This window comes from Paraburkholderia sp. CNPSo 3272, from assembly GCF_024206495.1.
Lineage (GTDB): Bacteria > Pseudomonadota > Gammaproteobacteria > Burkholderiales > Burkholderiaceae > Paraburkholderia.
This window is the reverse complement of sequence record NZ_JAMBPQ010000072.1, coordinates 1-19,237: the sequence shown is the minus strand read 5'-3', so window position 1 is coordinate 19,237 and position 19,237 is coordinate 1. Positions and strand designations below refer to the sequence as shown.

At 61.0% G+C, this 19,237-nt stretch carries 14 protein-coding genes, 1 tRNA gene and 1 pseudogene; all 16 read left to right on the top strand.

Annotated elements, in window-relative coordinates; genetic code table 11:
* Positions 1-271, top strand: a pseudogene (gene tuf / locus M3I53_RS37155) (elongation factor Tu); the annotation flags it as partial.
* A 70-nt stretch (positions 272-341) separates the two neighbouring features.
* Positions 342-417: transfer RNA gene (locus M3I53_RS37150), tRNA-Trp, on the top strand.
* A gap of 37 nt (positions 418-454) precedes the next feature.
* The gene (gene secE, locus M3I53_RS37145) at positions 455-835 is read left to right on the top strand and encodes a preprotein translocase subunit SecE (RefSeq protein WP_028208940.1); all 381 of its coding nucleotides are present in this window, start codon (positions 455-457) and stop codon (positions 833-835) included.
* A 1-nt stretch (position 836) separates the two neighbouring features.
* Positions 837-1,394, top strand: coding sequence for a transcription termination/antitermination protein NusG (gene nusG, locus M3I53_RS37140; RefSeq protein WP_028208939.1), 558 nt, complete (start codon positions 837-839; stop codon positions 1,392-1,394).
* 191 nt (positions 1,395-1,585) lie between these two features.
* Entirely contained in the window at positions 1,586-2,017 is a 432-nt protein-coding gene (gene rplK / locus M3I53_RS37135) for a 50S ribosomal protein L11 (RefSeq protein WP_027797945.1), read from the top strand.
* Positions 2,018-2,713: a 50S ribosomal protein L1 gene (gene rplA, locus M3I53_RS37130; RefSeq protein ID WP_028208937.1), complete on the top strand. Its 696-nt coding sequence runs from the start codon at positions 2,018-2,020 to the stop codon at positions 2,711-2,713.
* A 310-nt stretch (positions 2,714-3,023) separates the two neighbouring features.
* Positions 3,024-3,521, top strand: coding sequence for a 50S ribosomal protein L10 (rplJ, locus tag M3I53_RS37125; protein WP_254320709.1), 498 nt, complete (start codon positions 3,024-3,026; stop codon positions 3,519-3,521).
* 78 nt (positions 3,522-3,599) lie between these two features.
* Positions 3,600-3,974 (top strand): 50S ribosomal protein L7/L12, encoded by a 375-nt coding sequence (rplL, locus tag M3I53_RS37120; RefSeq protein ID WP_028229634.1) that lies wholly within the window; start codon positions 3,600-3,602, stop codon positions 3,972-3,974.
* Between the two features lie 376 nt (positions 3,975-4,350).
* Positions 4,351-8,457 (top strand): DNA-directed RNA polymerase subunit beta, encoded by a 4,107-nt coding sequence (gene rpoB / locus M3I53_RS37115; RefSeq protein WP_069269333.1) that lies wholly within the window; start codon positions 4,351-4,353, stop codon positions 8,455-8,457.
* A gap of 21 nt (positions 8,458-8,478) precedes the next feature.
* The gene (gene rpoC / locus M3I53_RS37110; RefSeq protein ID WP_254320708.1) at positions 8,479-12,732 is read left to right on the top strand and encodes a DNA-directed RNA polymerase subunit beta'; all 4,254 of its coding nucleotides are present in this window, start codon (positions 8,479-8,481) and stop codon (positions 12,730-12,732) included.
* Between the two features lie 247 nt (positions 12,733-12,979).
* On the top strand, positions 12,980-13,309 hold the full coding sequence (locus M3I53_RS37105) for a hypothetical protein (RefSeq protein WP_254320707.1): 330 nt from the start codon (positions 12,980-12,982) through the stop codon (positions 13,307-13,309).
* 161 nt (positions 13,310-13,470) lie between these two features.
* Positions 13,471-15,318 carry a DNA helicase RecQ gene (gene recQ, locus M3I53_RS37100; protein WP_254320706.1) on the top strand — a complete coding sequence of 616 codons (1,848 nt, stop codon included), beginning with the start codon at positions 13,471-13,473 and terminating at the stop codon, positions 15,316-15,318.
* A gap of 265 nt (positions 15,319-15,583) precedes the next feature.
* A complete protein-coding gene (gene rpsL, locus M3I53_RS37095; RefSeq protein WP_027797953.1) occupies positions 15,584-15,964 on the top strand; it encodes a 30S ribosomal protein S12 in 381 nt (126 codons plus the stop codon).
* 187 nt (positions 15,965-16,151) lie between these two features.
* Positions 16,152-16,622 (top strand): 30S ribosomal protein S7, encoded by a 471-nt coding sequence (gene rpsG, locus M3I53_RS37090; protein ID WP_006053291.1) that lies wholly within the window; start codon positions 16,152-16,154, stop codon positions 16,620-16,622.
* Between the two features lie 147 nt (positions 16,623-16,769).
* The gene (gene fusA / locus M3I53_RS37085; protein WP_254320705.1) at positions 16,770-18,872 is read left to right on the top strand and encodes an elongation factor G; all 2,103 of its coding nucleotides are present in this window, start codon (positions 16,770-16,772) and stop codon (positions 18,870-18,872) included.
* 95 nt (positions 18,873-18,967) lie between these two features.
* A partial coding sequence (locus M3I53_RS37080) for a GTP-binding protein (RefSeq protein ID WP_254320704.1) occupies positions 18,968-19,237 on the top strand: 270 nt, incomplete at its 3' end.

The window sequence follows — 19,237 nt, the reverse complement described above, 5'->3', positions numbered from 1 at the left end:
CACGGCTGAAGTGTACGTGCTGAGCAAGGACGAAGGCGGCCGTCACACGCCGTTCTTCAACAACTACCGTCCGCAGTTCTACTTCCGTACGACGGACGTGACGGGCTCGATCGAGCTGCCGAAGGACAAGGAAATGGTCATGCCGGGCGACAACGTGTCGATCACGGTGAAGCTGATCGCTCCGATCGCGATGGAAGAAGGTCTGCGCTTCGCAATCCGCGAAGGTGGCCGTACCGTCGGCGCCGGCGTGGTTGCGAAGATCATCGAGTAAGTTTTTGCCAGTCTCGTTGATCGACTAAGTGGTTTCGGGGTTGGCGATGCCGCCAACCCCAAAATGGTTTAGGGGTATAGCTCAACTGGCAGAGCGTCGGTCTCCAAAACCGAAGGTTGGGGGTTCGATTCCCTCTGCCCCTGCCAACTTCTCGCGCCTCGGCGCGTTGTTCTTTAAGGTGTTATGGCGAATCCTTCCGTCGAAACTGTTAATACTTCCAGCGACAAGCTGATGCTTGCGGCGGGCGTATTGTTGGTTGTGGCCGGGTTCGTAGGGTTCTACTGGCTCGGTAGCCAGGAGTGGTATGTCCGCGGTGCAGCGCTCGCAGTGGGCGTGATCGCGGGGGTGGTAGTCGGTCTTCTCTCGGCGCCTGGCAAGAGCTTCATCGCGTTTGCCAAAGACTCGTACAAGGAAGTTCGCAAGGTCGTCTGGCCGACTCGCAAAGAGGCCACGCAAACGACCCTGGTGGTCTTCGGTTTTGTGCTGGCCATGGCCATCATTCTGTGGGTTTGCGACAAATCCATCGAATGGGTGATTTTCTCGGCGATTCTGGGTTGGAAATGATATGAGCGATACACCGGCATCCCCGAGCGGAAAGCGTTGGTATGTGGTGCACGCCTACTCCGGCATGGAGAAGAGCGTGCAACGTGCGCTTCAGGAGCGCATCGAACGTGCTGGCATGCAGGACAAGTTTGGCCAGATCCTTGTTCCGACTGAAGAAGTGGTCGAGGTGAAGGGTGGTCACAAATCGGTGACCGAACGTCGTTTCTTCCCGGGCTATGTCCTGGTTGAGATGGAAATGACGGACGAAACGTGGCACCTCGTGAAGAACACGGCAAAGGTGACCGGTTTCGTCGGCGGCGCCCGTAATCGCCCGAGCCCGATTTCGCCGCGCGAAGTCGAAAAGATCATGTCGCAGATGCAGGAAGGCGTTGAGAAGCCGCGCCCCAAGACCCTGTTCGAAGTCGGCGAGATGGTCCGTGTGAAGGAAGGTCCGTTCACAGACTTCAACGGCAGCGTCGAAGAAGTCAACTACGAGAAATCGCGCGTCCGGGTCTCCGTCACCATTTTCGGTCGCGCCACACCGGTCGAACTCGAATTCGGCCAGGTCGAAAAGCTGTAAATCGAATACTACGGATCGCGCCTCCGGTGCGGTCCGTTTTTCCGCGCTTACGGTCCGCGTTATGGCCGTAGAGGAGCGCCAGTAGTCCAGTCGGCTGTAGATGTCGCCAAAGCAGTTGGCACAGCGAAGATTGTGGCGAACGCGCGCTACCACTCACCAGAACGCTCACGCGTTCCAAAGAGGTTTTCAACATGGCAAAGAAAATCATCGGCTTTATCAAGCTGCAGATTCCTGCAGGTAAAGCCAATCCGTCGCCGCCGGTCGGCCCGGCACTGGGTCAGCGCGGCCTGAACATCATGGAGTTCTGCAAGGCGTTCAACGCGCAGACTCAAGCCATGGAACCGGGTCTGCCGGTTCCGGTCGTGATCACGGCATTCGCGGACAAGAGCTTCACGTTCATCCTGAAGACGCCGCCGGCTACGGTTCTGATCAAGAAGGCAGCGAAGGTCGACAAGGGTTCGGCCAAGCCGCACACCGACAAGGTCGCTACGATCACCCGCGCGCAAGCCGAGGAAATCGCCAAGACCAAGATGCCGGACCTCACGGCAGCCGATATGGATGCAGCGGTTCGCACGATCGCTGGTAGCGCCCGTTCGATGGGCATCGTCGTGGAGGGCGTGTAAATGGCTAAGGTTTCGAAGCGTCAAAAGGCACTGGCTGCCAAGATCGACCGCCAAAAACAGTACCCGATCGGCGACGCACTGTCGCTCGTGAAGGAATGCGCCACGGCGAAGTTCGACGAGTCGATCGACGTTGCTGTGCAGCTCGGCATCGATGCGAAGAAGTCGGACCAGGTCGTTCGCGGCTCGGTCGTTTTGCCCGCTGGTACCGGCAAGTCGGTCCGCGTTGCGGTGTTCGCGCAGGGTGAAAAGGCTGAACAAGCCAAGGCAGCAGGCGCAGAGATCGTCGGTATGGAAGACCTCGCCGAGCAGATCAAGGGCGGCAACCTGAACTTCGACATCGTGATCGCTTCGCCGGATACGATGCGCGTCGTCGGTACGCTCGGTCAGATCCTCGGCCCGCGCGGCCTCATGCCGAACCCGAAGGTCGGCACCGTGACGCCGGACGTGGCGACCGCGGTCAAGAACGCGAAGGCTGGTCAGGTGCAATTCCGTGTCGACAAGGCCGGTATCATCCATGCGACCATCGGCCGTGCATCGTTCGAGCCGACCGCGCTGCGCAGCAACCTGGACGCGCTCCTCGAAGCGCTGACCAAGGCGAAGCCGGCAACGAGCAAGGGCGTGTACCTGCGCAAGATCGCTGTCTCGAGCACGATGGGCGTTGGCGTTCGCGTCGACCAGACGTCGCTCGCAGCGTAATAGTTTTGCCGCGCTGAGGCCTGAGAGGGCGGCAGCGCGGACTTAAAGGGCTTTGGGCGGTTGTGCAGCGGCAGCAAGCGCGGTGCAACCGGTTGTCAAAGACCGTTGGCGGAAGTGCAGCAGTTGGGTGCTTCCTTAATGCAAAGCCAACGCAGATGGCGAACCCGAAAAGGTTTTGAAGTGCTGATGTGAGCGGACGCAGGCGGTAACGCCTGACGATGCAAGCTGAGTTACTCCGGACTGGTCGGTCGCCGTTGTTGAACGCGGCACATGTAGCGAAAGCCAAGTGTGTCGAATCTGGAGGTTAACCGTGCCACTGAACAAAGAAGGTAAGCAGGCCGTCGTGGCTGAAGTCTCCGCGCAAGTCGCGAAGGCTCAGACCGTCGTGTTGGCCGAGTATCGTGGAATCGCGGTTGGCGATCTGACCAAGCTGCGCGCGAAAGCGCGTGAGCAGCAGGTGTACCTCCGCGTGTTGAAGAACACGCTGGCGCGTCGCGCCGTTGAAGGTACCCCGTTTGCTCCGCTGGCAGAGCAGATGACTGGCCCCCTGATCTACGGCATCTCGGAAGATGCAATTGCTGCTGCGAAGGTCGTCAATGACTTCGCGAAGGGCAATGACAAGTTGGTCATCAAGGCTGGTTCCTACGAAGGCAACGTGATGGACAAGGCAGGCGTGCAAGCGCTGGCCAGCATCCCGAGCCGCGAAGAACTGCTCTCGAAGCTGCTGTTCGTTATGCAGGCTCCTGTTTCCGGTATGGCGCGCGCCCTGGCCGCGCTGGCGGAAAAGAAGCAAGCAGAAGCTGCCTGATTTCAGGCAAGCGCACGAACACAGGCAAGCGAGAAAGATCGCTAGCTGTTTCCGAATTCAAATCTGGAGTAATTTCAAATGGCAATCGCAAAAGAAGACATCCTCGAAGCCGTTGGCTCGATGTCGGTTCTCGAACTGAACGAACTGGTCAAGGCTTTCGAAGAGAAGTTTGGCGTGTCGGCAGCTGCTGTGGCAGTCGCTGGCCCGGCAGGCGGCGGCGCTGCTGCTGCTGTCGAAGAGCAGACCGAATTCACGGTCAACCTGCTCGAAGCAGGCGCAAACAAGGTTTCGGTCATTAAGGCCGTTCGTGAACTGACGGGTCTCGGCCTGAAGGAAGCGAAGGACCTGGTCGACGGTGCACCGAAGCCCGTGAAGGAAGCGGTGCCCAAGGCTGCTGCTGAAGAAGCGAAGAAGAAGCTGGAAGAAGCCGGCGCGAAGGCTGAAATCAAGTAAGTTTCAGCGCGCTGTGCGAAGGCTGGCGGTTTTTACACCGCCGGCCTTTTTGTGCTTTGTGGGTTCTGCGTTTTTGTGTTCGATTTTTTAGAAGTCGGAGGCGGGATGCGGGACCCAGAAGCCAAAGAAAAACGTCTTTCGCCGGGTGAGGGCCTCAGGGGCACCATCCGTGCGCACGACGCTTCTCTTTGTCTTCTGAAGCGACTGCAGAAGGCAAGTTTGGTCGGGCAGCGGGCACGTTATGACAAGCCGAAATCCGTTGCCGTCAGCCAGCGGTTGGTAGAGGCCAACCACCAAGCTTCCAGGGCTCGCGAAGCCATCGGGTCTCAGTCGGTGAACACTCGGGTCGTCCTACCCGCCGTGATTCGGAGATCGTATGCACTATTCCTTCACCGAGAAGAAGCGTATTCGCAAGAGTTTCGCGAAACGCCCCATCGTTCACCAGGTTCCTTTCCTGCTGGCTACCCAGCTTGAATCATTCAGCACATTCCTGCAAGCAGAAACGGCGACCGCACAACGCAAACCGGAAGGTCTGCAGGCAGCGTTTTCGTCCGTTTTTCCTATTGTTTCCCATAACGGCTTTGCTCGTCTAGAGTTCGTCAGCTACATGCTGTCGTCGCCGGCATTCAACATCAAGGAATGCCAGCAACGCGGCTTGACGTACTGCTCGGCGCTGCGCGCCAAGGTCCGTCTCGTCCTGCTCGACAAGGAATCGCCGAGCAAGCCGGTCGTGAAGGAAGTGAAGGAACAGGAAGTGTACATGGGCGAAATTCCGCTCATGACGCCGACTGGTTCGTTCGTCATTAACGGCACCGAGCGTGTCATCGTCTCGCAGCTGCATCGCTCGCCTGGCGTGTTCTTCGAACACGACAAGGGCAAGACGCACAGCTCGGGCAAGCTGCTCTTCTCGGCCCGTATCATTCCTTACCGCGGTTCGTGGCTCGACTTCGAGTTCGATCCGAAGGACGTGCTGTACTTCCGCGTCGACCGTCGCCGCAAGATGCCGGTCACGATCCTGCTGAAGGCCATCGGCCTCACGCCGGAACAGATCCTCGCGAACTTCTTCGTGTTCGACAACTTCACGCTGATGCCGGAAGGCGCGCAGATGGAGTTCGTGCCGGAGCGCCTGCGCGGTGAAGTCGCGCGCTTCGACATCAGCGATCGCGAAGGCAAGGTCATTGTCCAGAAGGACAAGCGGATCAACGCCAAGCACATTCGCGACCTCGAAAGCGCGAAGACGACGTACATTTCGGTCCCCGAAGATTATCTGCTCGGCCGCGTTCTCGCGAAGAACGTCGTCGACGGCGACACGGGCGAAGTGATCGCGAACGCGAACGACGAGATCACCGAAAGCGTGCTCGAGAAGCTGCGCGAAGCGAAGATCAAGGACATCCAGACGCTCTACACGAACGATCTGGACCAGGGTCCGTACATCTCGTCGACGCTGCGTATCGACGAAACCGCCGACAAGATGGCTGCGCGCATCGCGATCTACCGCATGATGCGTCCGGGCGAGCCGCCGACCGAAGAAGCGGTCGAGGCGCTGTTCAACCGCCTGTTCTACAGCGAGGAAGCGTACGACCTCTCGAAGGTGGGTCGTATGAAGTTCAACCGCCGCGTGGGCCGTGACGAAATCGTCGGCCCGATGACGCTGCAGGACGACGACATCCTCGCGACCATCAAGATCCTCGTCGAGCTGCGCAACGGCAAGGGCGAAGTGGACGACATCGACCACCTCGGCAACCGTCGTGTGCGTTGCGTGGGCGAACTCGCGGAGAACCAGTTCCGCGCGGGTCTCGTGCGCGTCGAACGTGCAGTGAAGGAACGCCTCGGCCAAGCCGAAAGCGAAAACCTGATGCCGCACGACCTGATCAACTCGAAGCCGATTTCGTCGGCGATTCGCGAGTTCTTCGGTTCGTCGCAGCTGTCGCAGTTCATGGACCAGACCAATCCGCTCTCGGAAATCACGCACAAGCGCCGCGTTTCCGCACTGGGCCCGGGTGGTCTGACGCGTGAGCGCGCAGGCTTCGAAGTCCGCGACGTGCACCCGACCCACTACGGCCGCGTGTGTCCGATCGAGACGCCGGAAGGTCCGAACATTGGTCTGATCAACTCGCTCGCACTGTACGCGCACCTGAACGAATACGGCTTCCTCGAAACGCCGTATCGCAAGGTTGCAGACGGCAAGGTGACCGACCAGATCGACTACCTGTCGGCGATCGAAGAAGGCCGTTACGTGATCGCTCAGGCGAACGCGGCAGTGGCTGAAGACGGCACGCTGACCGACGAACTCGTTTCGTCGCGCGAAGCGGGCGAAACGCTGATGGTCACGCCGGACCGCATCCAGTACATGGACGTGGCGCCGTCGCAGATCGTCTCGGTTGCAGCCTCGCTGATTCCGTTCCTCGAGCACGACGACGCGAACCGTGCACTGATGGGCTCGAACATGCAGCGTCAGGCCGTGCCTTGCCTGCGTCCGGAAAAGCCGGTCGTCGGTACGGGTATCGAGCGCACCGTTGCGGTCGACTCGGGTACGACGGTTCAGGCGCTGCGTGGCGGCGTGGTCGACTACGTCGACGCGGGCCGTATCGTGATTCGCGTGAACGATGATGAAGCTGTCGCCGGTGAAGTCGGCGTGGACATCTACAACCTCATCAAGTACACGCGTTCGAACCAGAACACGAACATCAACCAGCGTCCGATCGTGAAGATGGGCGACAAGGTTGCGCGCGGCGACGTGCTGGCTGACGGCGCATCGACCGATCTGGGCGAGCTCGCGCTCGGCCAGAACATGCTGATCGCGTTCATGCCGTGGAACGGCTACAACTTCGAAGACTCGATCCTGATCTCGGAGAAGGTGGTTGCGGACGATCGTTACACGTCGATTCACATCGAAGAACTGAACGTCGTTGCACGCGACACGAAGCTCGGACCGGAAGAAATCACGCGCGACATTTCGAACCTCGCGGAAGTGCAGCTTGGCCGTCTCGACGAGTCGGGCATCGTGTACATCGGCGCGGAAGTCGAAGCGGGCGACGTGCTCGTGGGCAAGGTCACGCCGAAGGGCGAAACCCAGCTCACGCCGGAAGAAAAGCTGCTGCGCGCGATCTTCGGCGAGAAGGCTTCGGACGTGAAGGATACGTCGCTGCGCGTGCCCTCGGGCATGAGCGGCACGGTCATCGACGTGCAGGTGTTCACGCGTGAAGGCATCCAGCGCGACAAGCGTGCACAACAGATCATCGACGATGAACTGAAGCGCTATCGCCTCGACCTGAACGACCAGCTGCGCATCGTGGAAGGCGACGCGTTCCAGCGTCTCGCACGCATGCTCGAAGGCAAGGTCGCGAACGGCGGTCCGAAGAAGCTCGCGAAGGGCACGAAGATCGAGCGCGCGTACCTCGAAGATCTCGATCACTACCACTGGTTCGACATCCGCCTCGCGGACGAAGAAGCAGCGGCGCAGCTCGAAGCGATCAAGAACTCGATCGAAGAGAAGCGTCACCAGTTCGATCTGGCCTTCGAAGAGAAGCGCAAGAAGCTCACGCAAGGCGACGAACTGCCGCCGGGCGTGCTGAAGATGGTCAAGGTGTACCTCGCGGTGAAGCGCCGTCTGCAGCCTGGCGACAAGATGGCAGGCCGTCACGGTAACAAGGGTGTGGTGTCGAAGATCGTTCCGATCGAAGACATGCCGTACATGGCCGACGGCCGTCCGGCAGACGTCGTGCTGAACCCGCTCGGCGTGCCGTCACGGATGAACGTGGGTCAGGTTCTCGAAGTGCACCTCGGTTGGGCCGCGAAGGGTCTGGGCTGGCGTATCGGCGAAATGCTTGCGCGTCAGACGAAGGTTGCGGAGCTGCGTGAATTCCTCACGAAGATCTACAACGAATCGGGCCACAAGGAAGACCTCGACAGCTTCAGCGACGACGAGATCCTCGAACTGGCGAAGAACCTGCGCGAAGGCGTGCCGTTCGCAACGCCGGTGTTCGACGGTGCGACCGAAGAGGAAATGGGCAAGATGCTCGACCTGGCGTTCCCGGACGACGTCGCCCAGAACCTCGGCATGACGCCCTCGAAGAACCAGGTGCGTCTGTACGACGGCCGCACGGGCGAGATGTTCGAGCGTACGGTCACCGTGGGCTACATGCACTACCTGAAGCTGCATCACCTTGTCGACGACAAGATGCACGCGCGTTCGACGGGTCCGTACTCGCTCGTTACGCAGCAGCCGCTGGGTGGTAAGGCGCAATTCGGTGGTCAGCGTTTCGGTGAAATGGAAGTGTGGGCGCTCGAAGCGTATGGCGCTTCGTATGTGCTGCAGGAAATGTTGACGGTGAAGTCCGATGACGTGACGGGCCGGACGAAGGTGTATGAGAACCTCGTCAAGGGTGACCACGTGATCGACGCGGGCATGCCGGAATCCTTCAATGTGCTGGTGAAGGAAATCCGCTCGCTCGGCATCGACATCGACCTCGACCGCAACTAATCGGACTACGGAGAGAAGGCAATGAAAGCTCTGCTCGATCTATTCAAGCAAGTCCAACAAGAAGAAGTTTTTGACGCGATCAAGATCGGTCTGGCCTCGCCGGACAAGATCCGCTCGTGGTCGTTCGGCGAAGTGAAGAAGCCGGAGACCATCAACTACCGTACCTTCAAGCCGGAACGGGATGGTCTGTTCTGCGCGAAGATCTTCGGGCCGATCAAGGACTACGAGTGCCTGTGCGGCAAGTACAAGCGCCTGAAGCACCGTGGCGTGATCTGCGAGAAGTGCGGCGTTGAAGTCACGCTCGCCAAGGTGCGTCGCGAACGCATGGGCCACATCGAGCTGGCCTCGCCGGTCGCTCACATCTGGTTCCTGAAGTCGCTGCCGTCGCGTCTGGGCATGGTGCTCGACATGACGCTGCGCGACATCGAGCGCGTGCTGTACTTCGAGGCATACGTGGTGATCGAACCGGGCATGACGCCGCTGAAGGCGCGGCAGATCATGACCGAAGAGGATTACTACAACAAGGTCGAGGAATACGGCGACGAATTCCGTGCCGAAATGGGCGCGGAAGGCGTGCGTGAACTCCTGCGCGCGATCAACATCGACGAGCAGGTCGAAACGCTGCGCACCGAGCTGAAGAACACCGGCTCGGAAGCGAAGATCAAGAAGTACGCGAAGCGCCTGAAGGTGCTCGAGGCCTTCCAGCGTTCGGGCATCAAGCCCGAATGGATGGTGCTCGAAGTGCTGCCGGTGCTGCCGCCCGAACTGCGTCCGCTGGTGCCGCTGGACGGTGGCCGTTTCGCGACTTCGGACCTGAACGATCTGTATCGCCGCGTCATCAACCGTAACAACCGTCTGAAGCGTCTGCTCGAGCTCAAGGCGCCGGAGATCATCGTCCGCAACGAAAAGCGGATGCTCCAGGAAGCGGTTGACTCGCTGCTCGACAACGGTCGTCGCGGCAAGGCGATGACGGGCGCGAACAAGCGTCCGCTGAAGTCGCTCGCCGACATGATCAAGGGTAAGGGCGGCCGCTTCCGTCAGAACCTGCTGGGCAAGCGCGTGGACTACTCGGGCCGTTCGGTCATCGTGGTGGGTCCGACGCTCAAGCTGCACCAGTGCGGTCTGCCGAAGCTGATGGCGCTCGAACTGTTCAAGCCGTTCATCTTCAACAAGCTGGAAACGATGGGCGTTGCGACGACCATCAAGGCTGCGAAGAAGGAAGTCGAGAACCAGACGCCGGTGGTGTGGGACATCCTGGAAGAGGTGATCCGCGAACACCCGGTCATGCTCAACCGTGCGCCTACTCTTCACCGTCTTGGCATTCAGGCTTTCGAGCCCGTGCTGATCGAAGGTAAGGCAATCCAGCTGCACCCGCTCGTTTGCGCGGCGTTCAACGCCGACTTCGACGGTGACCAGATGGCTGTCCACGTTCCGCTGTCGCTCGAAGCGCAGATGGAAGCGCGTACGCTCATGCTCGCGTCGAACAACGTCCTGTTCCCGGCCAACGGCGATCCGTCGATCGTGCCGTCGCAGGATATCGTGCTGGGCCTGTACTACGCCACGCGTGAAGCGATCAACGGCAAGGGCGAAGGCATGACGTTCACGGGCGTGTCGGAAGTGCTCCGCGCGTACGAGAACAAGGAAGTCGAGCTGGCCTCGCGCGTGAACGTGCGTATTACCGAAATGGTCCACAACGAGGACAAGTCGGAAGGCGCACCGGCGTTCGTGCCGAAGATCTCGCTGTACGCGACGACCGTCGGCCGCTCGATCCTGTCGGAAATCCTGCCGCCGGGCCTGCCGTTCTCGGTGCTGAACAAGCCGCTGAAGAAGAAGGAAATTTCGCGTCTGATCAACACCGCGTTCCGTAAGTGCGGTCTGCGCGAAACGGTGATCTTCGCTGACCAGCTGATGCAGTCGGGCTTCCGCCTCGCAACGCGCGCCGGTATTTCGATCTGCGTGGACGACATGCTCGTGCCGCCGCAGAAGGAAACCATCGTCGGCGAAGCCGCAAAGAAGGTGAAGGAGTACGACCGTCAGTACATGTCGGGTCTCGTCACCGCGCAGGAACGCTACAACAACGTGGTCGACATCTGGTCGAACACGTCGGAAGCGGTCGGCAAGGCGATGATGGAGCAGCTCGCGACGGAACCGGTGATCGACCGCGACGGCAAGGAAACGCGTCAGGAATCGTTCAACTCGATCTACATGATGGCCGACTCGGGCGCGCGGGGTTCCGCGACGCAGATTCGCCAGCTGGCGGGTATGCGCGGCCTGATGGCGAAGCCGGACGGCTCGATTATCGAAACGCCGATTACCGCGAACTTCCGCGAAGGTCTGAACGTGTTGCAGTACTTCATCTCGACCCACGGTGCACGTAAAGGTCTGGCTGATACGGCACTGAAGACCGCGAACTCGGGCTACCTGACGCGTCGTCTTGTCGACGTGACGCAGGATCTCGTGGTCGTCGAGGAAGATTGCGGCACGTCGAATGGCGTGGCGATGAAGGCACTCGTGGAAGGCGGTGAAGTCGTCGAAGCGCTGCGCGACCGTATTCTCGGCCGTGTGGCGGTGGCAGACGTCGTCAATCCGGAAACCCAGGAAACGATCTACGCTTCGGGCGACCTGCTCGACGAAGACGCGGTCGAAACGATCGAAAGCCTCGGCATCGACGAAGTGCGCGTGCGCACGCCGCTCACTTGCGAAACGCGCTACGGCCTGTGCGCCTCGTGCTATGGCCGCGACCTCGGCCGCGGCTCGCGCGTGAACGTCGGCGAAGCCGTCGGCGTGATCGCGGCACAGTCGATCGGCGAACCGGGCACGCAGCTCACGATGCGTACGTTCCACATCGGTGGTGCGGCGTCGCGTGCGGCAGTGGCCTCGTCGGTGGAAGCCAAGTCGAACGGTACCGTGCGCTTCACGGCGACGATGCGTTACGTCACGAATGCGAAGGGCGAGCAAGTCGTCATCTCGCGTTCGGGCGAAGCCATCATCGCCGACGATCACGGCCGCGAGCGCGAGCGTCACAAGGTGCCGTACGGCGCGACGCTGCTGCAGCTCGATGGCGCGGCGATCAAGGCCGGCACGCAGCTCGCAACGTGGGATCCGCTCACGCGTCCGATCATCACCGAGTACGGCGGTACGGTGAAGTTCGAGAACGTCGAGGAAGGCGTGACCGTGGCCAAGCAGATCGACGACGTCACGGGTCTGTCGACCCTGGTCGTGATCGACGTGAAGCGCCGCGGCTCGCAGGCGGCGAAGAGCGTGCGTCCGCAGGTCAAGCTGCTCGACGCCAACGGCGACGAAGTGAAGATCCCGGGCACGGAGCATTCGGTGCAAATCGGCTTCCAGGTCGGCGCACTGATCACCGTGAAGGACGGTCAGCAGGTGCAGGTCGGTGAAGTGCTCGCACGTATCCCGACCGAAGCCCAGAAGACGCGTGACATTACCGGTGGTCTGCCGCGTGTGGCGGAACTGTTCGAGGCACGTTCGCCGAAGGACGCAGGTATCCTGGCGGAAGTCACGGGTACGACGTCGTTCGGTAAGGACACGAAGGGCAAGCAGCGTCTCGTTATCACGGACCTCGAAGGCAATCAGCACGAGTTCCTGATCGCGAAGGAAAAGCAGGTGCTGGTCCACGACGGTCAGGTCGTCAACAAGGGCGAAATGATCGTGGACGGCCCGGCCGATCCGCACGACATCCTGCGTCTGCAGGGTATCGAAGCGCTGTCGCGTTACATCGTGGACGAAGTGCAGGACGTGTACCGTCTGCAGGGCGTGAAGATCAACGACAAGCACATCGAAGTGATCGTGCGTCAGATGCTGCGTCGTGTGCAGATCACCGACAACGGTGATACGCGCTTCATCCCGGGCGAGCAGGTCGAGCGTTCGGACATGCTGGACGAAAACGACAAGATGAACGCCGAGGACAAGCGCCCGGCAACGTACGAGAACGTGCTGCTCGGTATTACGAAGGCATCGCTCTCGACCGATTCGTTCATCTCGGCGGCATCGTTCCAGGAAACGACCCGCGTGCTGACCGAAGCGGCGATCATGGGCAAGCGCGACGATCTGCGTGGCCTGAAGGAAAACGTGATCGTCGGTCGTCTGATTCCGGCTGGTACGGGTCTCGCCTTCCACAAGGCGCGCCGTGCGAAGGAATCGTCGGATCGCGAGCGTTTCGACCAGATCGCAGCGGAAGAAGCGTTCGAGTTCGGTACGCCGGAAACCCCGGCCGCCGAGCCGGTGCCGCAACAGCCGCATACGACGGACGAGTAAGCGCGGGGCGGCGCAAGCCGCCTTTCGCTTCGGGCTCACATGCCCTCGCAAAAGCCGCCTGGTTTTCACCGGGCGGCTTTTTTATTGGCGCTCGCGTTTCCCGGTTACGCCTGCGGCCTCGTGCCGCAGTGCCGGCCCGCTCGCTGCGCACCTCGGTGAGGCGTGCTAACGTAGCGCGCCAAGTCCGCCTGTGTGGGTCTTTTCGTACGACACTGGCGGCATTCATCTGAATCTGGAGGCGGTAATCATGTGGGTGGTCGGGGTCGGTCTCATCCTGAATCTGGCGGCGTGTGTCGCCAGCTTTTCGCAGCTGCTGCATCACGTCAGCAATCAGTCCGCAGCGAACTTCTTCGCGACCTTCCTCGTGATGTGGGCATTCCTGATCATCGGTTTCATCATGCTGCTGGCGGGCAGGCTTAAGGGCGGCGCTGCGCTGCTGACGATCGGCTCGCTGATGTTCGTCGGCGCCAACGTCGTGCTCTTCGGGGCCAGCGCATTCACGATCGCAGCGGCCATCGTGGCCGTCGTAACGATCGTCGGTGCGTTGCGGATCGTGCGCCGGCGCCTCGCTGCCTGACGAACCCGCTTCGTCCTGGTTGTTCGCGTGCGCGATCTGCGCGCGCGACTTCAACGGTTTCTCCTGGCCGAATGGCCAATCTTCACGGTAGCGGCGGTTAAGGCGCGTCCGGGTTGGTAAAATCCCGCCCACCGCCTTCTCTCCGCACGCTCACCGCTTTCATGTCCCGTTCCCTCGAAATCCTCAACGAAGTCTTCGGCTATCCCGCGTTCAGAGGGCACCAAGCCGAAATCGTCGAGCACGTTGCGGGGGGCGGCGATTCGCTGGTGCTCATGCCGACCGGCGGCGGCAAATCGCTCTGCTACCAGATTCCCGCGCTCGTGCGGCACGAAGCCGGGCTCGGTGCCGGCATCGTCGTGTCGCCGCTCATCGCGCTCATGCAGGACCAGGTGGCCGCGCTCACGGAAGTGGGCGTGCGCGCCGCTTATCTGAATTCGACGCTGAGCGGCGCCCAAGCGGCGGCTACTGAGCGGGCGCTGCGCGAAGGCGATCTCGACCTGCTTTACGTCGCTCCCGAGCGCCTCATGACGGCGCGTTTTCTCGACCTGCTCGAGCGCACGCGCATCGGCCTCTTTGCGATCGATGAAGCGCACTGCGTCTCGCAATGGGGCCACGACTTCCGGCCCGAATATATCCAGCTCTCGGTGCTGCACGAGCGCTTTCCGAACGTGCCGCGCATCGCGCTCACGGCAACGGCCGACGCCATCACGCGCGACGAGATCGCTCACCGTCTGGCGCTCGACGACGCCCGCGTGTTCGTCTCGAGTTTCGACCGGCCGAACATCCGCTACCGCATTGTCGAAAAGGATAATGCGCGTTCGCAGTTGCTCGACTTCATCCGCGCGGAGCATACGCGCGCCGACGGCACCACAGATGCCGGCGTCGTCTATTGCCTCTCGCGTCGCAAGGTCGAGGAAACGGCGGAATGGTTGAAAGGGCAGGGGTTGCGCGCGCTGCCATACCACGCCGGCATGGAATTCGAGGTGCGCCAGAAGCACCAGGAAATGTTCCAGCGCGAGGAGGGCGTGGTGATGTGCGCCACCATCGCATTCGGCATGGGCATCGACAAGCCGGACGTGCGCTTCGTCGCGCATCTGGATTTGCCCAAGAGCGTGGAAGGCTACTACCAGGAAACCGGCCGCGCGGGGCGCGACGGGCTGGCGGCCAATGCGTGGATGGCCTACGGTCTCGGCGACGTAGTGCAGCAGCGCAAGATGATCGACGAGTCCGAGGCCGACGAGCAGCACAAGCGCGTACAGACCGGCAAGCTCGACGCACTGCTCGGCCTGTGCGAAGCGGCCACATGCCGGCGCGTGCGCCTGCTCGCGTACTTCGGCGAAGAGAGCAAGCCGTGCGGCAACTGCGATACCTGCCTCGAGCCGCCCGCCACGTGGGACGCGACGCGCGAGGCCCAGATGGCGCTCTCGTGCGTGTTCCGCGCGCAGCGCGCGAGCGGCTTCAATTTCGGCGCCGGCCACCTGATCGACATCCTGCGCGGCAACCGCAACGAGAAGATCCTGCAGCGCGGGCACGAGAAAATCTCTACCTTCGGCATTGGCTCCGCGCTTTCCGAGCCGGAATGGCGCGCAATCTTCCGGCAACTGGTGGCATTCGGCTATCTCACCGTCGACCACGACGGCTACGGCTCGCTCGTGCTCACCGAGGCGAGCAAGACGGTGCTCAAGGGCGAGCAGAATGTCACGATGCGCCGTTACGTGAAGCCCACGCGTACGCGCACGTCGTCGAGCCGCACGAGTGAGCGTGCCGATCCGACCCTTGGCATGAGCCCGCGCCAGCGCTCGCGCTGGGAGCGCCTGCGCCTGTGGCGCACCGAAACCGCGAAGAGCGAGGGCGTGCCGGCCTACGTCATCTTCCACGACGCCACGCTGGCGGAAATCGCGCGCAACGGCCCGGAGTCGGTGGACGAGTTGCGTGACATCCCGGGCATCGGGGCACGCAAGCTCGAGCGCTTTGGCGAGGAGCTCGTCGAGGTCGTCGGCGACGAATAAGGCGCGCTGTTCCCGCCGCGTATTCCGGACGCGGCCGAATTGTCACGGCGCTGTCACTTCCTCCGTCGTCCGAAATGCCGCAACCCATTGACTCGCTTGGTCTTTTCGGAATATCATGTTGGGTTCCGGTCTTTGGGACGTCTGTGCTCGTCAATTGATTTGACGAAAACTAACGTCAAACACGAATTCCGGAGTTCGATACGTATGGTTTTCCGCTTTGCCCGGAAATAAATACGTCGATTTTGTTCAATTTCAGGAATAAACAATGCCAACCATCAATCAACTGGTTCGCAAAGGCCGCGCTTCGGAAGCTACGAAGAGCAAGTCGCCGGCCCTGCAGGACTGCCCGCAGCGTCGCGGCGTGTGCACCCGTGTGTACACGACGACGCCGAAGAAGCCGAACTCGGCACTCCGTAAGGTCGCCAAGGTGCGCCTGACGAACGGCTTCGAAGTCATTTCGTATATCGGTGGTGAAGGCCACAACCTGCAGGAACACTCGGTCGTGCTGATCCGCGGCGGTCGTGTGAAGGACTTGCCGGGTGTGCGTTACCACATGGTTCGTGGCTCGCTGGATACCCAGGGCGTCAAGGATCGTAAGCAGGCTCGTTCGAAGTACGGCGCGAAGCGCGCGAAGGCTGCGAAGTAAGAGTCAGGCGTCGTCTGCGCTTTCGAGTGCCGGCGATAAAAGCGACAGGTGCCGGATTGGCCGGTGCTGTCGAGTAAGTGGTCACCCGACCAGGCTGGTAAGTCGTAATGGATGAATCGGGTTAGTTGGTGGCCGCGGAGCGCAAGGTTCGAACCCGCGCTTCAACTGAAAAGTTAAAGGAAGAAACATGCCGCGTCGTCGCGAAGTCCCCAAGCGGGAAGTGTTGCCGGATCCGAAGTTCGGCAACGTTGATGTAGCCAAGTTCATGAACGTGCTGATGCTCTCCGGCAAGAAGTCGGTTGCCGAGCGTATCGTGTACGGCGCTTTCGAACAGATCCAGACCAAGGGTGGCAAGGACCCGCTGGAAGTGTTCACTGTCGCGCTCAACAACGTGAAGCCGGTGGTGGAAGTGAAGAGCCGCCGCGTTGGTGGTGCGAACTATCAGGTTCCGGTCGAAGTGCGCCCCTCGCGTCGTATGGCATTGGCGATGCGTTGGCTGCGTGAAGCCGCGAAGAAGCGCAGCGAGAAGTCGATGGCCCTGCGTCTGGCAGGTGAACTCTCCGAAGCGGCCGAAGGCCGTGGCGGCGCGATGAAGAAGCGCGACGAAGTTCACCGGATGGCAGAAGCGAACAAGGCGTTCTCGCACTTCCGCTTCTAAGAGAAAACCCCTACCGGGGTTTGCTCAAAAAACGGAAAAAATTCCGGGCGGGTGCGCTTATCGAGCGCCTCGCCCGTTTGTGTTCAGGCGCGTTGGGTCAACCCGGTCGGGATCGATCCGGCGCGCACCTCCTGATAGAGGATCAAAGTGGCTCGCAAGACTCCTATCGAGCGCTACCGTAACATCGGTATTAGCGCTCACATCGACGCCGGCAAGACGACGACGACCGAGCGCATTCTGTTTTACACCGGCGTGAACCACAAGATTGGTGAAGTTCACGACGGCGCCGCGACCATGGACTGGATGGAGCAGGAACAGGAGCGTGGTATCACGATCACGTCCGCTGCTACGACCGCGTTCTGGAAGGGCATGGGCGGCAACTACCCCGAGCACCGCATCAACATCATCGACACCCCGGGCCACGTCGACTTCACGATTGAAGTCGAGCGCTCGATGCGCGTGCTCGACGGCGCGTGCATGGTCTACTGCGCAGTGGGCGGCGTGCAGCCGCAGTCGGAAACGGTGTGGCGTCAGGCGAACAAGTACAAGGTTCCCCGTCTCGCGTTCGTCAACAAGATGGACCGTACCGGCGCGAACTTCTTCAAGGTCTACGACCAGCTGAAGACGCGTCTGAAAGCGAACCCGGTTCCGGTCGTGGTGCCGATCGGCGCTGAAGACACGTTCACTGGCGTGGTCGACCTGATCAAGATGAAGGCGATCATTTGGGATGAGGCCTCGCAAGGCACGAAGTTCGACTACGTCGACATCCCCGCAGAACTCGTTGACACGTGCAACGAGTGGCGCGAAAAGATGATCGAGTCGGCAGCTGAAGCCAGCGAAGAGCTGATGGAAAAGTACCTCGGCGGCGACGAGCTTTCGGAAGCCGAAGTCGTCAAGGCACTGCGCGACCGTACGATCGCGTGCGAAATCCAGCCGATGCTGTGCGGCACCGCGTTCAAGAACAAGGGCGTGCAGCGCATGCTCGACGCCGTGATCGACTTCCTGCCGTCGCCGGTGGATATTCCCCCGGTCAAGGGCGAACTCGAAAACGGTGAAACGGCAGAGCGCCGTGCAGCCGACGACGAGAAGTTCTCGGCACTCGCGTTCAAGATCATGACCGACCCGTTCGTCGGTCAGCTGATCTTCTTCCGCGCGTACTCGGGCATCGTCAACTCGGGCGACACCGTGCTGAACTCGACCAAGGGCAAGAAGGAGCGCCTTGGCCGTATTCTTCAGATGCACGCGAACAACCGCGAAGAAATCAAGGAAGTTCGTGCAGGCGACATCGCTGCAGCCGTTGGCCTGAAAGAAGCGACCACGGGCGACACGCTGTGCGACCCGCAAAACCCGATCATCCTGGAACGCATGGTGTTCCCGGAGCCGGTGATTTCGCAGGCCGTCGAACCGAAGACCAAGCCTGACCAGGAAAAGATGGGCATCGCCCTGAACCGCCTGGCGCAGGAAGATCCGTCGTTCCGCGTCCAGACGGACGAGGAATCGGGCCAGACCATCATTTCGGGCATGGGCGAGCTCCACCTCGAAATTCTGGTCGACCGCATGAAGCGCGAATTCGGCGTGGAAGCGACCGTCGGCAAGCCGCAGGTTGCCTACCGCGAAACGATCCGCGCAACGGCGAAGGACGTGGACGGCAAGTTCGTCAAGCAGTCGGGTGGTCGCGGCCAGTACGGTCACGCGGTCATCACGCTCGAGCCGAACGAACAGGGCAAGGGCTACGAGTTCCTGGACGAGATCAAGGGTGGTGTGATTCCGCGCGAATACATCCCCGCGGTCGACAAGGGTATCCAGGACACGCTGAAGGCAGGCGTGCTGGCGGGCTTCCCGGTCGTCGACGTCAAGGTTCACCTGACGTTCGGTTCGTACCACGACGTCGACTCGAACGAAAATGCGTTCCGCATGGCCGGTTCGATGGCGTTCAAGGAAGCAATGCGCAAGGCGCAGCCGGTCATCCTCGAACCGATGATGGCAGTCGAAGTCGAAACGCCGGAAGATTACATGGGCAACGTGATGGGCGACCTGTCGGGCCGTCGCGGTATCGTCCAGGGCATGGAAGACATGGTTGGCGGCGGCAAGATCGTTCGCGCTGAAGTGCCGCTGTCGGAAATGTTCGGCTACTCGACCTCGCTGCGCTCGCTGACGCAAGGTCGTGCAACGTACACGATGGAATTCAAGCACTACGCAGAAGCACCGCGTAACGTGGCCGACGCGATCATCAGCGCGAAGGCGAAGTAAGCATCGGCGCTCATTTGAGCACGCAGCGGGCCCGGCATGGGCTGGGTCCGCGTAGCACAGTCACCGATTCATCACTTTTTTGAAAGAAGAGAAACATGGCAAAAGGTAAATTCGAACGGACCAAGCCGCACGTGAACGTGGGCACGATCGGTCACGTTGACCACGGCAAGACCACGCTGACGGCAGCGATCACGACGGTTCTGACCGCCAAGTTCGGCGGCGAGGCGAAGGCGTACGACCAGATCGACGCAGCGCCGGAAGAAAAGGCACGTGGTATTACCATCAACACCGCGCACGTCGAGTACGAAACGGCTAACCGCCACTACGCACACGTCGACTGCCCGGGCCACGCTGACTACGTGAAG

Coding starts and splice junctions, on each gene's coding strand:
- rplA (WP_028208937.1), top strand. CDS start 2,018: ATGGCTAAGGTTTCGAAGCGTCAAAAGGCACTGGCTGCCAAGATCGAC.
- rpsL (WP_027797953.1), top strand. CDS start 15,584: ATGCCAACCATCAATCAACTGGTTCGCAAAGGCCGCGCTTCGGAAGCT.
- recQ (WP_254320706.1), top strand. CDS start 13,471: ATGTCCCGTTCCCTCGAAATCCTCAACGAAGTCTTCGGCTATCCCGCG.
- rplL (WP_028229634.1), top strand. CDS start 3,600: ATGGCAATCGCAAAAGAAGACATCCTCGAAGCCGTTGGCTCGATGTCG.
- secE (WP_028208940.1), top strand. CDS start 455: ATGGCGAATCCTTCCGTCGAAACTGTTAATACTTCCAGCGACAAGCTG.
- rpoB (WP_069269333.1), top strand. CDS start 4,351: ATGCACTATTCCTTCACCGAGAAGAAGCGTATTCGCAAGAGTTTCGCG.
- rplK (WP_027797945.1), top strand. CDS start 1,586: ATGGCAAAGAAAATCATCGGCTTTATCAAGCTGCAGATTCCTGCAGGT.
- M3I53_RS37105 (WP_254320707.1), top strand. CDS start 12,980: ATGTGGGTGGTCGGGGTCGGTCTCATCCTGAATCTGGCGGCGTGTGTC.
- rpoC (WP_254320708.1), top strand. CDS start 8,479: ATGAAAGCTCTGCTCGATCTATTCAAGCAAGTCCAACAAGAAGAAGTT.
- nusG (WP_028208939.1), top strand. CDS start 837: ATGAGCGATACACCGGCATCCCCGAGCGGAAAGCGTTGGTATGTGGTG.
- rpsG (WP_006053291.1), top strand. CDS start 16,152: ATGCCGCGTCGTCGCGAAGTCCCCAAGCGGGAAGTGTTGCCGGATCCG.